Genomic DNA, 14,559 nt, shown 5'->3' on the forward strand with positions numbered 1-14,559 from the left:
GTTCGACCGAATCCTGCTGGAGCATGCAATGACCGCTGAAGACCGCTGCGAACTGGGCAAGGCCCCCGGCCCGAATGCCCGCAAGGCGGGCGACCGCGTGCCCGACGTGACGTTCCGCCTGCGCCGCGGTCCGGAATGGATCGAGACGTCCACCGAGAAGATCTTCGGCGGCCGCACGGTGGTCGTGTTCTCGCTGCCGGGCGCGTTCACGCCGACGTGCTCGTCCATGCACCTGCCGCGCTACGAGGAGCTGGCCCCGCAGTTCGAGAGGCTGGGCGTCGACGAGATCGTCTGCGTCGCCGTCAACGATCCGTTCGTGATGGAGGAATGGGGCCGCAACGAATCGGCCGACAAGGTGCACCTGCTGCCCGACGGCAACGCCGCGTTCACGCGCGGCATGGGCATGCTGGTCGACAAGAGCGACCTCAACTTCGGCGCGCGCTCGTGGCGCTACTCGATGCTGGTGCGCGATGGCGTCATCGACAAGCTCTTCGTCGAGCCGGACAAGCCGGGCGATCCGTTCGAGGTCTCGGACGCCGACACGATGCTGCGCTGGCTCGACCCGAAGGCGCCGCGGCCGGACGAGATCGCGATGCTGAGCCGCGAGGGCTGCGAGTTCTGCGCCCGCGTGAAGTCCGCGTTCGCGGAGGCCGGCGTCGCCTACACCGACATCTCGCTGCCGCCGTTGCAACGCGCCCGCGCGCTGCGCGCGATCACGGGCGCGCAGACGACGCCGCAGGTGTTCGTCAACGGCAAGCTGGTCGGCGATTCCGAGGCGACGCTGAAGTGGCTCGCCTCACGCGGCCAGCCAGGCGCGTAGCTGCTCGAAGACCTCGGGGCTGGACAGCAGCTGCATGTGGTTGGTCTGCTCGAACACGCGCTGGCGTCCGGGCAGGAACTTCAGCGTGCGCTTCGCGAGCCGGTGCTTGCCCAGCGCGCTCGCCACGGGCACCAGGCCGTCGCCCAGCAGCTTGTCCTTGATGTCGCCCTCGCTCGCCCACGTGCCCGCGATCGCGAAGCAGCGCGGGCCGGCCGGCAGCGGCACGGCCAGGCGCCGGTCGGTCGCGCCTTCGAAGCGGTCGCCGCCGAGCCAGTCCTCGTCGACGACGTTGCCGTGGCGCAGGTCGGTGATGCCGGCGCTGCGCAGCTTGGCCAGGCGGCCGAACGGGCCGGCGTAGGGCGTCGCGCTGAGCAGCATGTCGACGCCCTGGCCCGCGCGTTCCAGCGGCGCGCCGTGGTGCGGCGTGCCCAGGCAGGCGAGGTCGTCGAGGCGATCGGGCCAGTGCTGCTTCGCGCCTCGGCCGTAGTGCAGCGCGCTGCGCGCCACGAGGCCGCCCATGCTGTGCCCGACGATCGCGAAGCGCGATATCGGTCGTGGCCATTGCTCGAGCAGCTGTTCGAGTTGATTGGCCAGCGCGCGGCCGTTGGTCGACACATGCAGGCCGCTGTCGTAGTGCAGGTAGACCGGCGTGAAGCCGAGCGCGGCGGCGAGCGCCTCGCCGTGGTCGTGCCCGTTCGATCGACGCCACTGCAGGTCGTTCATGCACAGTCCGTGGATCAGCACGAGCAGCTTCTCGCCGGCATCGGGCAGCGCCTCGGCGAGCGCGTCGCGCTGCAGCGCCAGCGCGCGGCCGCCACGGCGGAACGCCATGCGGATCGCGAGCGGATTCGCCGTCCTTGCGAGATGGTCGCCCAGCACGCCGTTGAGCGCGGCGAGCACGGCTTCGCGTTCGGGCGAGGGCAGCGTGGTGCGCTCGCCGAGCACCGGCGTGAGCGCGCCCAGCAGCGTGTCGACGCTGCCGCCCACCGCGCGCGTGACGCCGCGCACGGTCTTGTAGACGAGCCCCGTGATGCCGCGCGTGCGCCCGTCGGCGGGCCCCGGCAGGCCCGGCATGCTGGCGATGCGCGCGTGCACGGCCTCGACGAGGTCGGTCAGGCCGGTCGTCGCCTCGGTGGCGAGCTTCGCGGCGCCGCGCAGCGCGCGCGCGTGCGAGGCGGCCTCGGCGGCGCTGGGGCCGTCGTCTTGGTCGTCGGGAGGACGTGGAGCGCTTGTTGAACGAGGCATGGGCACAGTGTGCCAGCCGTTCGAAGAAGGCCCGCCCGTCGGATCGGCGTGGCGCCCACAGGGAGGCTTGAACGTCCGGTTCGACCCGACACCGCGTGCAACGCGGCCACGCGGGCGGCAAGTGCCGCGGCGAACGCCGCGACGCACCGGATTGTCGAGGGACACCCCTTCGCCACCCTGAAGCGAGGCATAAGCCAGAATGCTCGCCATGACGAACATCAACCTCTTCCGCAACCGTCCCGTCGCCGTCATCGGCGCCGGCGTGATGGGCATCGGCATCGTCCAGGTGGCGCTGCTGGCCGGCCACCCCGTGCACCTGTTCGACGTGCGCGAAGGCGCGGCCGCGGCCGCCGCCGAGCAGCTGGCCGCGACGCTGGCCAGGCTGGCCGACAAGGGCAAGCTGACGCCCGAGGACGTCGCCTCGGCGCGCGCGCGCCTGCATGTCGCATCGTCGCTGAACGAGCTGCGCGACGCCGCGCTGGTGATCGAGGCGATCGTCGAGAACCTGGCCGTCAAGCAGGCGCTGATGCGCGACCTCGAGGCCATCGTCACGCACGACTGCGTGCTGGCGTCCAACACGTCGTCGCTGTCGATCACGGCCGTCGCGCGCGGGCTCGAGGTGCCGGGGCGCGTCGTGGGCATGCACTTCTTCAACCCGGTGCCGCTGATGCGGCTGGTGGAGGTCGTGTCCGGCCTCGCCACCGAGCCGGCCGTGGCCGACGCCATCCACATGCTCGCGGCCGACTGGGGCAAGACGGCGGTGCACGCGAAGTCGACTCCGGGCTTCATCGTCAATCGCATCGCGCGGCCGTTCTACGCCGAGACGCTGGCGCTGCTGCAGGAGCAGGCCGCGACGCCCGCGGTGCTCGACGCCTGCGTGCGCGGGGCAGGCTTTCGCATGGGCCCGTGCGAGCTGATGGACCTGATCGGCCACGACACCAACTTCGCGGTCACGCAGTCGGTCTACGAGGCCAATTTCTTCGACAAGCGCTACCAGCCCTCGCTGGTGCAGCGCGAGATGGTCGACGGCGGGCTGCTGGGACGCAAGTCGGGGCGCGGCTTCTACCGCTATCCCGAAGGCGCGGCCAAGACGAACGATGGCGAGGCCGAGGCGACGCCGCTGCCCGCGGTGCCGTTGGTGCTGCACGGCGCGGGCCCGGTCGCCGACCTGCTCGCTGCACGCCTGTCCGCGTCCGGACTGGGCTTCACACGCGAGGCGGAAGGCGCCGGCGCCGAGACCAGCCTGCAGATCGGCGACGGCCGCCTGATGCTCACCGACGGCCGCTGCGCCGCCGAACGCGCGCACGCGTCGGGCGTCGACGACCTCGCGCTGTTCGACTGGCCGGTGGGGCCGGCCGCGGCCGGGGTGGCGACGCCCGTGGTCGCGCTGGCCTGGGCCCTCGCGCCGCAAGCCTCGGCCGAATTCGCGACGCGCGCCGCCGCGGTGCTGCGCGCGCTCGGCTGGCTGCCGCAACGCCTGGCGGACGTGCCGGGGCTCGTCGTCGCGCGCACCATCGCGATGCTGGTCAACGAGGCCAGCGACGCGGTGGAGCAGGGCGTGTGCGACGCGGCCGGCGCCGATGCGGCGATGACGCTGGGCGTCAACTACCCGGCCGGGCCCTTCGCGTGGCTCGCGCTGTGGGGCGAATCAACGGTCGTCACGCTGCTCGACGCGCTCGACGCGGTCTATCGCGGCGAACGCTACCGCGTCAGCCCGCGGCTGCGCCGGGCGACGTTTGCGACGTCTGCGACGGCGGCGTCGACGGCACCGCCAGCGGCACGCTGACATCGCAGCGCACGCCGTCGGGCGTGTTCTGCTGCCAGGCGATCGTGCCGCCCAGCATGCGCACGCGCTTGCGGATGCCGCCCAGGCCGAGGCCGGTCGACCAGTCCTTGGGCGTGCCGCCGACGCCGTTGTCGGCGACGGTCAGCTTGAGCATCCCGTCCTTCAGGTCGGCGTGGATCGTCGTGTGCGTGGCCTTGGCGTGGGCGATGATGTTGCTGACCAGCTCGCGCAGGATGCGCGTCAGGCCCGACCACTGCACGACGTTCAACTGGATGTCGACGTCCTGCGTGAAAGACCAGTCCAGCGTGCAGCCGGTGGGCGCGAGGCGCTGCGCGATGTCGGCCTTCCATTCGCCGGACGCGTGCGACAGGAAGTGCGTGGTCGCGGCCAGGCCGCGCGTGAGCGTCTTCAGATCCTGCAGCGTGTGGCGGACGTAGTCCTCCATCTCGGAGTTGGGCGCCTTGTACATCAGCGTCAGCAGGCGCGCGCCGATGTCATCGTGCAGGTCCTGCGCGATGCGCCCGCGCTCCTCGCTGCGGCCCTGCTCGATCGCGCGGTCGTGCGCGACGGCGCGGCGCAGCTGTTCGACGATGCGGTCGGCCAGGCGCGCGTCCTCGGCCGTGAACAGGCGCTTGCCGCGCTCGGCGAAGCGCAGCACGATCAGGCGCGGCTCGGGCTGGTCGCCGTCGTCGAACTGCGAGGCCGTGGGGTCGACCGTCGGCTCGACGGCCAGGGGCACCAGCAGGCCGGCGCCGCCTTCGTACCAGCGCGTCGTCTTCGTGTAGCCCGGCTCGTGGCGCGCGACCAGCGGCTGGAACACCGCGTGGAACAGCTCCAGCTGCCAGTCGGCCGCGCGCTCGGGCTGCTCCTCCACCTTGCGCGCAATGCGCAGCAGGTGCTCGAACAGGCGCTCGGTGGTGACCGCGCGGGCGCCGATCATCTGGTCGAGCAGCCACTGGCGCGACGCCGCGTAGACGCCGAGGGCGACGAACAGCGAGGTCGTGATCGACGCGAACTGGTTGAACGAGAAGACGGCGACGAACAGCAGGTCGACCGAGGTCGCCAGCGTGCTGACGCCGGCGAGCATCGCGAACTCGCGCATCATGTGCTGCGAGCGCGCCAGGAAGGGCGACATCAGCAGCAGCGACGCGAAGAACACCGTCCAGATCACCGGCACGGCGCTCACCAGCGACTGCACCTCGCCGGGCATGCGGTCGTTCAGCGCGACGACGATGGTGACCAGCGCGAGGCTGCCCGTCGTGACGATGGATAGCCGCCGCACGACGGTGGCGTACGGGTGAGGCGTGATGCGATAGGACCAGCCGAGCAACCCCATCACCAGCAACCCGGTGCTCAGCTCCAGCGCCTCGCACCACCACCACGCCTGCGGCAGGTCGAACATCAGCGTGGCGCCGCTGAAGACGAGCGCGGCCATCCACGACAGCCACGTGAGCGCCCGGCGCGGCGGCAGCGGCGTCGGATAGAGCAGCGTCGCGTTCAGCAGCGCCGCGCAGGTGATGACGTCGAGCGCCATGCGCAGCGCCGCCTCATGGCCGCCCAGCAGGCTGACGTTGCCGATACCCGGTACCGCATCGACGGCGGCCAGCAGCAGTTGCGCCGCCTGGCATTGCGCCATCACGGCGAACAGGAAGGTGCGCACGTCCTGTCGCACCAGGATCACGACGGCACCGACCAGCTCGAGCGCGAGGCCGAGGCCGCACAGCAGCCAGAACGTGATGCCCAGCGTCGTGTACCCGCGCGCGTGCGGCGTGACGCGTGCGCTCATGCGATCGGTGAACCCGAGGACGACCGGCACGCCCGGCTGCAGCAGGCGCGCCATCTGGCGCTGCTGCAGGTTGGCGGCGTCGCGCTCCTCGTCGCTGGCGATCCAGCGCGTGGAGTTGACGACGCGGCGGCCATCGACGAACAGCGGCGCGATGCCCGGGGCGACGATCACCTCCAGCGAGTGGCCGAGCGCCGGGCGCATCCACGGCAGGTCGGTGGCGATCATCTGCAGGTGGCCGGTGGCGTCGAGGCGCCAGCGGGCGTCAAGGTCGGGCGTCTGCGCCAGCGTGCGCGCGAGCAGCACCACGGCGAGCGACGCCAGCAGCGCGATCGGCAGCAGCAGCAGCCGCCGCCAGCCCATCGGGCGGACGCGCCCGTGGCTCACGGCGCGGCGCCGGGAGAAATGCGTGTCAGGCGAGCGGCACGCCGCACGCTTACACGAGCCCCTGCTTGCTCGCCAGCACGGCGGCCTCGGCGCGGCTGGACACGTTGAGCTTGCGGTAGATCGACTTGATGTGGTCGTTGACCGTGAACCACTTGATCGACATCAGCGCCGCGATCTCCTTGATCGTGAAGCCCTTGCTGAGGAAGGTGAGCACCTCCACCTCGCGCGGCGTCAGCGCCGGCAGGTCCAGCGGCGGCTCGATCTCCACCGGTGCGAGCGGCGCGAACGCGGACGGCGTGAACGTCGTCGCGGCGGGCGCGCGCATCGCGGCGCCGTTGCCTTCGTCGCCGATGCGCCGGTTCATGCCGGTACGGGTATTGGTGCGGAAGTGTCCGAGCAGCCGGCGCGCGATGGCCGGCGACAGCGGCGGCTCGCCGCGCACGATCTTCTGCAGCTCCTCGACCAGAAGTTCGAAGCGGTCCTCCTTCAGCAGGTAGCCGTCGGCGCCGCACTGCAACGCGGGGAACAGGTGCTCGTCGTCCGAATACAGCGTCGTCACGATCTTGGTGGCCGGGTACTGGCGCAGCTCCTCGAGCAGCTCGAGGCCGGAGCCGTCGGGCAGTTCGAGATCGACCAGGACCAGCTTGAACGGGTCGACGCCGTGATAGCCCTGCGCACCGCCCGCGATGCGCACCGCGCGCCGCGCGCTCTCCAGATCGCCCGCCTCGACGATGGTGATGGTGTCGCTGAAGCTCTCGCGCACCACGCGTCCGAGGAATTCCCGCGCTGCGGGGTTGTCCTCGAGGATCAAAACCTTGACTGCCATGTCGTTCCCCTTTGCCTGCCTTCGGTCGCTTTCAGGCGGAAGTGGTCTTCCGCTCCTTGGAAATGCGATGCCGGAATGCTAACGAGCCAAGGGGCTCGACGCATCCCCCGTTTCGGGGCAGCCGAATGGGGGGAACTGCCTATTGGGGCACGTCGTGCAAGGCCATTTCGCGAAACGTCTCAGGCCTTGGCGAGCAGTTCGTCCGGCACCATCACGAGCTTGCCCAGGATCTGTCGGTTCTCGAGTCGACGATAGGCGTCCGACAGCTTCGACAGCGGCAGCACCTCGTCGATCACGGGCTTGATCAACCCATGGCCGTATTGTGAGGCCAACACGCCCAGCATGCGCGCATTCGCGGCAGGTTCGCGACGAACGAAGTCGCCCCAGAACACGCCGACGATGGATGCGCCCTTGAGCAGCGGCAGGTTCCACGGCAGCGCGGGGATCTGGCCTTCGGCGAAGCCGATGACGAGGTAGCGCCCGCGCCACGCGATCGCGCGGAACGCGGGTTCGGCATGTGAACCGCCGACGGGGTCGAACACGACGTCGACGCCCTTGCCCTTGGTGACGTCCTTCAGCGCGTCGCGCAGCGGCGTCGTCGCGTAGTTGATCGTCGCATCGGCGCCGATCTCGCGGCAGAGATCGCACTTGGCGTCGGTCGACGCGGCGGCGATCACCGTCGCGCCGGCGGCCTTCGCGATCTGGATCGCCGCGGTGCCGACGCCGCCGGCCGCGCCCAGCACCAGCACCGTCTCGCCGGCCTGCAGCGCAGCACGATCGATCAGCGCGTGGTGCGCGGTGCCGTACGTGAACGCGAAGGCCGCGGCGTCGCGCAGCGGGAAGCCGGCGGGCAGCGGCATGACCTGCATCGCCTTGACGCACGCGTGCGTCGCGAAGCCGCCATGGCCACCCAGCGCGGCCACGGGCATGCCCACTTGCAGGTGCTTGACGGCGCTGCCGACGGCCTCGACCACGCCGGCGAACTCCGCGCCCGGCGCGAACGGCAGCTCGGGGCGCATCTGGTACTTGCCCTGCACGATGAGCAGGTCGGGGAAGTTGAGCGAGGCTGCGTGGATCGCGATCAGCACCTCGTCGTCCGCGGGCTGCGGCGTGGGGCGCTCGCGCCATTGCAGGGCCGCGGGGCCGTCCAGCGTTTCACACATCCAGGCGTGCATGGCGTCATCCGGTTCTTGAAGGAACGACGATCATAAGGAAGCCGCCGCGCCGCGCGAGTCGCCCGGGTGACGCTGTCGCGCTGCCTACAATGCGGCCATGCGCATCCTCATCGCCAACGACGACGGCTACCTCGCCCCGGGCCTGGTCGCCCTCGTGGAGGCCTGCCGCGGCCTCGGCGACGTCGACGTCATCGCACCCGAGCAGAACGCGAGCGGCATGTCGAACTCGCTGACGCTGGGCCGGCCGCTGTCGGTGTTCGAGGCCCGGGGCGGCCCGTCGAGCGGCTTTCGCGTCGTCAACGGCACGCCGTCGGACTGCGTGCACGTGGCGCTGACCGGGCTGCTCGAACACAAGCCCGACCTGGTGCTGTCGGGCATCAACAACGGCGAGAACATGGGCGACGACACGCTCTACTCGGGCACCGTCGCGGCCGCGATGGAGGGCTTCCTGTTCGGCGTGCCGGCGGTCGCGTTCTCGATCCAGCACAAGGGCTGGGCGCACATCGAGGCGGCCGCGCGCGGCGCGCGCCGCGTGGTCGAGTCCCTCATCGCCCATCCCGGCTTCGGCCAGCCCGGCGCGGCGCCGTGGCTGCTGAACGTCAACTTTCCGAGCCGGCCCGACGCCGACACGGTGCCCTGGTCGACCACGCGGCTGGGTCGGCGCCACGCGAGCGAGCCCGTCATCATGCAGAAGAACCCGCGCGGCGAGCCGATCTACTGGATCGGGCCGTCGGGCGACGCGCGCGAGGGCGGCGCCGGCACCGATTTCCATGCGGTCGCCAGCGGGCGGGTGTCGATCACGCCGCTTCAGGTCGATCTCACCGATCACGCGAACCTGGCGGGTTGGTCCGCCCGGCTGGGCCTGGAATGACCGGCGACGCGCCGCGCGCGAAGCGCTTTCCGGCGCAGTGGTCCAGCGGCAGCAGGGCCACCGCGCCCAGCGGCACCGCGCGCAACCCGCTGCGGCCGCAGGCGCTGCTGCACCAGGCCGCGCAGGACGCCGCCCGGCACGTCGTGCCCACCGGGCTGGGCCTGGACAACGGCCCGATGCGCGAGCGCATGGTCGCGCGCCTGCGCAGCGAGGGCATCTCGACGCCGTCGCTGCTGGCTGCCTTCGCCGCCGTGCCGCGGCATCGCTTCGTCGACACCGCGCTGGCCATCCAGGCCTACGAGGACACGAGCCTGCCGATCGGCCTCGGCCAGACGATCTCGAAGCCGTCGGTCGTCGCGCGCCAGCTGCAGTGGCTGTTCGACGGCGCCAACGCGTCGCGCCAGGGCCACCTCGGGCGCACGCTGGAGATCGGCACCGGCTGCGGCTACCAGACGGCGCTGCTCGCCCGTCTCGCGCCCACCGTCATCTCGATCGAGCGCCTGCAGCCGCTGCACCAGATGGCGCGGCGCAACCTCGACGCGCTGGGCGTGCCCGGCGTGCGCCTGGTGCACGGCGACGGCCGCGTCGGCCATCCGCCCAACGCGCCCTACGACAGCATCGTCGCCGCGGCCGGCGGCGAGGCCATCCCCGAAGCCTGGCTGGCGCAGCTGGCGCTCGGCGGACGCCTGGTGGCGCCCACCGCGATGCCGGGGCTGGCCGGGCAGGCGCTGGTCATCGTCGACCGGACGCCGGACGGCTTCGTCCGGCAGGTCGGAGAGTCGGTAACGTTTGTTCCCTTAAAATCGGGGATTGGTTGAAACAAGTACAGGGAACATATGGCATCGCTTTGGGGTCGACGAACGCTCGTGACGACGGTTTGCGTGGCGTCCGCCTGGGCCTTGATCGGGTGCGCTACCCCGAATCAGGCACCCGTTGAGGATCATTCGGCGCGCACGGCGCGTCCGGTCGTCCCGGTCGTCGAGACCAAGCCCACCGCGGCGACGCCGGTGCCGGCTGCCGAGGGCCGCGCGGGCACCTACACCGTCCAGCCGGGCGACATGCTCACCAAGATCGGCATGGACACCGGACAGAGCTGGCGCGACCTCGCCCGCTGGAACAACCTGGCCGACCCCAACCACCTCGAGGTGGGCCAGGTGCTGCGCGTGATGCCGCCGGCCGGCGACGTCGCGCCCGGCAGCACCGTCACCACGACGACCACGACCACGACGGTAGGTGCCGCCTCGGCCGCGACCTTCAAGCCGCTGCCGCCGATCCCGGCCAAGGCCAGCGGCGCGGCGGCCACGCCGTCGTCGGCGCCCGCGACCGCCAGCGCGGTGCCGCTGACCGGCGTCGCCACGCCGCAGCCCGCCGTGCGCGAGGGCGACGACGACCTGACCTGGGCCTGGCCGGCCGCCGGCCCGGTCGTCGCGCCGTTCGACGATGCCAAGACCAAGGGCCTGGCCATCGGCGGCAAGGCCGGCGACCCGGTCTACGCCGCGGCCGACGGCCGGGTCGTCTACGCCGGCTCGGGCCTGCGCGGCTACGGCAACCTCGTGATCGTCAAGCACAACGCGAACTACCTGACCGCCTACGCGCACAACCAGGCGCTGCTGGTCAAGGAAGACCAGATCGTCAAGCGCGGCCAGAAGATCGCCGAGATGGGCTCGACCGACGCCGATCGCGTCCAGCTGCACTTCGAGATCCGCAAGCAGGGCAAGCCGATCGATCCGTCGCGCCTGTTGCCGCCGCGCTGAAGCCGCCCCGCTCCCGCACTGAAGACGCGCCCTCGAGGCGCGTTTTTTTTGGCCTGCAGTCGGCGCGCGGACGTCCGATAACGCGGTGTCAGCCGGACGGCCCGAGTGGATCTATGACCAATTCAGGCCATTGATCTCCGGATCGGCGTGACAGAGTGCACTCAAGAATGCGTCTGCCAGGTCGAAATCCCGCCATGACCCCTGTCAGGAGAACTCCATCTGAGGAGCTGGAGCCTGCCGGGGAGTCGAATCAGCCAACTTTTGACCTGCTCAAGGAGTTCAAGACATGAACCGCATTGCTCGCCTGACCACGATTCGTGGCGCCCTCGTTGTCTCGATCTGCGCGCTCGCCAGCGGCGTCGCGATGGCCGGCGACGGCAAGTGGGTGCAAGACGCCAAGAGCTGCGCCGCTCCCGAGTACCCGCGCGATTCCCTGAGCAAGGGCGAGCAGGGCACCACGGGCCTGCGCATCCTCGTGGGCGCCGACGGCAAGGCCATCGACAGCGAGATCGAGACCTCCAGCCATTCCCGCAAGCTAGACTCGGCCGCGCAGCGCGCGCTGATGGAGTGCTCGTTCAAGCCGCAGCCCGCGGACTCCAAGCCGGCCCAGCAATGGGTCAAGACCGAATTCGTCTGGAAGCTGAACTAAGACGTCGTCGTGCCCGGCGCTGTCGCCGGGACTGGAACTGATTGAAGGGCCGTCGTACCCGTTGGGGGGTGCGGCGAACCGGGACTGACCAACAAATTCAACAGCCAACTCGGAAATCCAAATGCTGACCAACCTGAAAATCGGCGTGCGACTGGCGCTGGCCTTCGGCATCGTGCTGGCGCTGCTGGCCACGCTGTCGATCATCGCGCTGGCCCGCACGAGCGGCATGCGCAACGACATGAATGCCGTCACCGGCGGCATCGCGGTCGAGTCGTCGCTGGCCGACCAGATGCGGTTGGCCGCCACCCAGCAGGCGGTGCGCGTGCGCAACATCCTGATGGTGTCGGAACCCGAGGAGATGGCTGCCGAGAACGAACTGCTCAAGGCCGACATCAAGACCTACGAGGTCGCCAAGGGCAAGCTGGCCAAGATGATCGCGGCCGACTCGGACACCCGCAAGAAGACCATCCTGGGCCACATCGACGGCACCGAGAAGGAAGCGCGCGACCTCGCCGACCAGGTCGTGCAGATGGCGCTCGACAACCACAAGTTCCCGGCCCGCGGCCTGCTCGGCGACAAGGCCAACCCGGCGCAGGCCAAGTGGATGGCTGCCGTCGACGAGATGGTCGCCCTCAACGAGAAGCTGACCGCCGCGGCGGTCGCCAACGCCGAGGACGCCTACGGCAACACCCGCAACATCGTGCTGGCGATCTCGATCGTCGCGCTGGTGTTCGCCTCGTTCATCGGCTACGCCGTCACGCATTCGATCACCGTGCCGATCTCGCAGGCCGTGGAGATCGCCCGCCGCGTCGCCAACCGCGACCTGAGCGTCAAGGTGAGCTCGCATTCCAATGACGAGACGGGCCAGTTGCTGAAGGCCCTGGCCGCGATGACCGAGAGCCTGGTCACGGTCGTCTCCAGCGTGCGCAACGGCAGCGACAGCCTGGCGAGCGCCGCCAGCGAGATCGCGTCGGGCAACGCCGACCTGTCCAACCGCACCGAGCGCCAGGCCTCGAGCATCCAGCAGACGGCGTCGTCGATGGACGAGCTCTCGAGCACCGTCAAGATGAGCGCCAGCAACTCCACGCATGCCCGCCAGCTGTCCAACGACGCGGCCTCCAAGGCCCAGGAGGGCGGCGAGGCGGTGGGCAAGGTCGTGCGCACGATGGGCGACATCGCCACGTCGTCGAAGAAGATCTCCGACATCATCAGCGTGATCGACGGCATCGCGTTCCAGACCAACATCCTCGCCCTGAACGCCGCCGTCGAGGCGGCCCGTGCCGGCGAGCAAGGCCGCGGCTTCGCGGTGGTGGCGACCGAAGTGCGCACGCTGGCCCAGCGCAGCGCGACGGCCGCCAAGGAAATCAAGACGCTGATCGGCGAGTCCGTCGAGAAGGTCGAGGAGGGCACGCACCTGGTGGACATCGCCGCCGGCACGATCGCCCAGATCGTCCAGTCGGTGCAGCACGTGGCCGGCATCGTCTCCGAGATCACCTCCGCCACCGTCGAACAGAGCGCGGGCATCGACCTCGTCAACGTCGCCGTCACCGAGATGGACCAGGTCACGCAGCAGAACGCCGCACTGGTCGAGCAGGTGGCCGCCGCCGCCGACTCGATGAGCACGCAGGTGCAGCGCCTCGTCTCGGACGTGTCCGTCTTCCGCCTCTGAGCTTCGCTTTTTCCATGCCTCGGCCCCGGGTCGCCACGCGCGATCCGGGGCCGAATCCATTGGGCCACCGATAATCGGGGGATGAGTACTGAACAACAGAAGGCCGGCGGCAAGTCCGGCCGTGGGCGCCATCGGCGCGATCGCAACGCGGGGCCTGCACCGGGCGTGTCCGACAACGAGTGGCTGAAGGTCACCGGCATCGACCTCGACGCGCAAGGGATCGCGCACAACAGCGAAGGAATCGTCGTGTTCATCGACGGCGCGCTGCCGGGCGAGGAGGCGCGGGTCAAGGTCGTCAAGCGCAAGAAGAGCTACGAGAAGGCCGACCTGGTCGCGATCCGCAAGGAGAGTTCGCAGCGCGTCACGCCGCGTTGCCCGCATTTCGGCCTGCATGCCGGCGCGTGCGGCGGCTGCAAGATGCAGCATCTCGCGCCGTCGGCGCAGGTGGCGATGAAGCAGCGGGTGCTGGAGGACAACCTCTGGCACCTCGGCAAGGTCAAGCCCGAGCTCGTGCTGCGGCCGATCGAGGGGCCGCCGTGGGGCTACCGGCTGCGCGCGCGGCTGTCGGTGCGCTGGGTCGCGAAGAAGAACACGGTGCTGGTGGGCTTCCACGAGCGCAAGTCCAGCTACGTGGCCGACATGCGCGAATGCCACGTGATGCCCAGGCGCATCTCCGACATGCTGATGCCGCTGCGCGCGCTGATCGAGTCCATGCAGGCGCGCGAGCGGCTGCCGCAGATCGAGGTGGCCATCGGCGACCAGGTCACCGCGCTGGTGCTGCGCAACCTCGAGCCGATGTCCGACCACGACATGGCCCTGCTGCGCGCGTTCGGCGTCGAGCACGACGTGCAATGGTGGCTGCAGCCCAAGGGCCCGGACACCGTCGTGCGCATCGACGACGTCGGCCCCGACCTCGCCTACACGCTGCCCGAGTTCGGCGTGCGCATGCCGTTCAAGCCGACGGACTTCACGCAGGTCAACCACCAGATCAACACGGTGCTGGTCGGCCGCGCGCTGCGCCTGCTCGATGTCCAGAAGCACGAGACGGTCATCGACTGGTTCTGCGGCCTGGGCAACTTCACGCTGCCGCTCGCCACGATGGCGAAGACGGTGCTGGGCATCGAAGGCAGCCAGACGCTGGTGGACCGCGCGCTGGCCAACGCCAGGCTCAACGGCCTGGACGCGCACACGCGCTTCGACGCCCGCAACCTGTTCGAGCTGGGCGCGGACGACCTCGTCGCGCTCGGCAGCGTCGACAAGTGGCTGGTCGACCCGCCGCGCGAGGGCGCGTTCGCGCTGGCGAAGGCGCTGGCCGAGCTGAAGGCCAATCCGCGCGAGGGCTGGACGGCGCCGAAGCGCATCGTCTACGTCAGCTGCAACCCGGCGACGCTGGCGCGCGACACGGGGCTGCTCGTGCACATGGCGGGCTACCGCTGCGTGGCCGCCGGTGCCGTCAACATGTTCCCACACACGGCGCACGTCGAGAGCATGGCGGTGTTCGAGTGGGATCCGGAGTGGAAGCCGCGGGCGCAGCCGGTGGAGATCGTCGAGGACGTCGAGCCGGCGGCTGTCGAGGAAGACGCGGGCGAGTGAA

At 70.4% G+C, this 14,559-nt stretch carries 12 protein-coding genes; 8 read left to right on the forward strand and 4 right to left on the reverse strand.

Annotated elements, in window-relative coordinates; genetic code table 11:
• Positions 1–28: 28 nt before the first annotated feature.
• Entirely contained in the window at positions 29–820 is a 792-nt protein-coding gene (locus LPC04_RS13760; RefSeq protein ID WP_275682816.1) for a glutathione peroxidase, read from the forward strand.
• On the opposite strand, the gene LPC04_RS13765 is transcribed toward LPC04_RS13760, so the two are convergent.
• On the reverse strand, positions 797–2,065 hold the full coding sequence (locus tag LPC04_RS13765; RefSeq protein ID WP_275682817.1) for a PGAP1-like alpha/beta domain-containing protein: 1,269 nt from the start codon (positions 2,063–2,065) through the stop codon (positions 797–799). The genes LPC04_RS13760 and LPC04_RS13765 overlap by 24 nt on opposite strands.
• Before the next feature lie 208 nt (positions 2,066–2,273).
• Here LPC04_RS13765 and LPC04_RS13770 point away from each other — a divergent pair, with 208 nt between their 5' ends.
• Entirely contained in the window at positions 2,274–3,851 is a 1,578-nt protein-coding gene (locus tag LPC04_RS13770) for a 3-hydroxyacyl-CoA dehydrogenase (RefSeq protein ID WP_275682818.1), read from the forward strand.
• Here the strand turns inward: LPC04_RS13770 and LPC04_RS13775 are convergent.
• The 3 genes from LPC04_RS13775 to LPC04_RS13785 form a co-directional block, all read right to left on the reverse strand.
• Positions 3,775–6,021 (reverse strand): sensor histidine kinase, encoded by a 2,247-nt coding sequence (locus LPC04_RS13775; protein WP_275682819.1) that lies wholly within the window; start codon positions 6,019–6,021, stop codon positions 3,775–3,777. The two genes, LPC04_RS13770 and LPC04_RS13775, sit on opposite strands and share 77 nt — an antisense overlap.
• 49 nt (positions 6,022–6,070) lie before the next feature.
• Complete coding sequence (locus LPC04_RS13780; RefSeq protein WP_275682820.1) at positions 6,071–6,847, reverse strand: LuxR C-terminal-related transcriptional regulator; 777 nt, start codon at positions 6,845–6,847, stop codon at positions 6,071–6,073.
• Between the two features lie 179 nt (positions 6,848–7,026).
• Positions 7,027–8,022 carry an NADPH:quinone oxidoreductase family protein gene (locus tag LPC04_RS13785; protein WP_275682821.1) on the reverse strand — a complete coding sequence of 332 codons (996 nt, stop codon included), beginning with the start codon at positions 8,020–8,022 and terminating at the stop codon, positions 7,027–7,029.
• Positions 8,023–8,119: 97 nt separating this feature from the next.
• Here LPC04_RS13785 and surE point away from each other — a divergent pair, with 97 nt between their 5' ends.
• The 6 genes from surE (at position 8,120) to rlmD (ending at position 14,558) form a co-directional block, all read left to right on the forward strand.
• Entirely contained in the window at positions 8,120–8,893 is a 774-nt protein-coding gene (surE, locus tag LPC04_RS13790) for a 5'/3'-nucleotidase SurE (RefSeq protein WP_275682822.1), read from the forward strand.
• Positions 8,890–9,711, forward strand: coding sequence for a protein-L-isoaspartate(D-aspartate) O-methyltransferase (locus LPC04_RS13795; RefSeq protein ID WP_275682823.1), 822 nt, complete (start codon positions 8,890–8,892; stop codon positions 9,709–9,711). The genes surE and LPC04_RS13795 overlap by 4 nt, the downstream gene beginning before the upstream one ends.
• Before the next feature lie 18 nt (positions 9,712–9,729).
• Positions 9,730–10,647, forward strand: a complete 918-nt coding sequence (locus tag LPC04_RS13800; protein ID WP_420854723.1) for a peptidoglycan DD-metalloendopeptidase family protein — start codon at positions 9,730–9,732, stop codon at positions 10,645–10,647.
• Positions 10,648–10,933: 286 nt separating this feature from the next.
• Positions 10,934–11,296, forward strand: coding sequence for an energy transducer TonB (locus tag LPC04_RS13805; RefSeq protein WP_275682825.1), 363 nt, complete (start codon positions 10,934–10,936; stop codon positions 11,294–11,296).
• Between the two features lie 121 nt (positions 11,297–11,417).
• Positions 11,418–12,965, forward strand: coding sequence for a methyl-accepting chemotaxis protein (locus LPC04_RS13810; RefSeq protein ID WP_275682826.1), 1,548 nt, complete (start codon positions 11,418–11,420; stop codon positions 12,963–12,965).
• An 81-nt stretch (positions 12,966–13,046) separates the two neighbouring features.
• On the forward strand, positions 13,047–14,558 hold the full coding sequence (gene rlmD / locus LPC04_RS13815; protein WP_275682827.1) for a 23S rRNA (uracil(1939)-C(5))-methyltransferase RlmD: 1,512 nt from the start codon (positions 13,047–13,049) through the stop codon (positions 14,556–14,558).
• Position 14,559 lies beyond the last annotated feature (1 nt).

Source organism: Scleromatobacter humisilvae, assembly GCF_023231945.1.
Classification (GTDB): domain Bacteria; phylum Pseudomonadota; class Gammaproteobacteria; order Burkholderiales; family Burkholderiaceae_C; genus Scleromatobacter; species Scleromatobacter humisilvae.

Excerpts from the sequence above, each read along its gene's own strand:
- LPC04_RS13770 (WP_275682818.1), top strand. The coding sequence starts at position 2,274 with ATGACGAACATCAACCTCTTCCGCAACCGTCCCGTCGCCGTCATCGGC.
- LPC04_RS13785 (WP_275682821.1), bottom strand. The coding sequence starts at position 8,022 with ATGCACGCCTGGATGTGTGAAACGCTGGACGGCCCCGCGGCCCTGCAA.
- LPC04_RS13760 (WP_275682816.1), top strand. The coding sequence starts at position 29 with ATGACCGCTGAAGACCGCTGCGAACTGGGCAAGGCCCCCGGCCCGAAT.
- LPC04_RS13765 (WP_275682817.1), bottom strand. The coding sequence starts at position 2,065 with ATGCCTCGTTCAACAAGCGCTCCACGTCCTCCCGACGACCAAGACGAC.
- LPC04_RS13795 (WP_275682823.1), top strand. The coding sequence starts at position 8,890 with ATGACCGGCGACGCGCCGCGCGCGAAGCGCTTTCCGGCGCAGTGGTCC.
- LPC04_RS13810 (WP_275682826.1), top strand. The coding sequence starts at position 11,418 with ATGCTGACCAACCTGAAAATCGGCGTGCGACTGGCGCTGGCCTTCGGC.
- LPC04_RS13780 (WP_275682820.1), bottom strand. The coding sequence starts at position 6,847 with ATGGCAGTCAAGGTTTTGATCCTCGAGGACAACCCCGCAGCGCGGGAA.
- surE (WP_275682822.1), top strand. The coding sequence starts at position 8,120 with ATGCGCATCCTCATCGCCAACGACGACGGCTACCTCGCCCCGGGCCTG.
- LPC04_RS13805 (WP_275682825.1), top strand. The coding sequence starts at position 10,934 with ATGAACCGCATTGCTCGCCTGACCACGATTCGTGGCGCCCTCGTTGTC.
- rlmD (WP_275682827.1), top strand. The coding sequence starts at position 13,047 with ATGAGTACTGAACAACAGAAGGCCGGCGGCAAGTCCGGCCGTGGGCGC.
- LPC04_RS13800 (WP_420854723.1), top strand. The coding sequence starts at position 9,730 with ATGGCATCGCTTTGGGGTCGACGAACGCTCGTGACGACGGTTTGCGTG.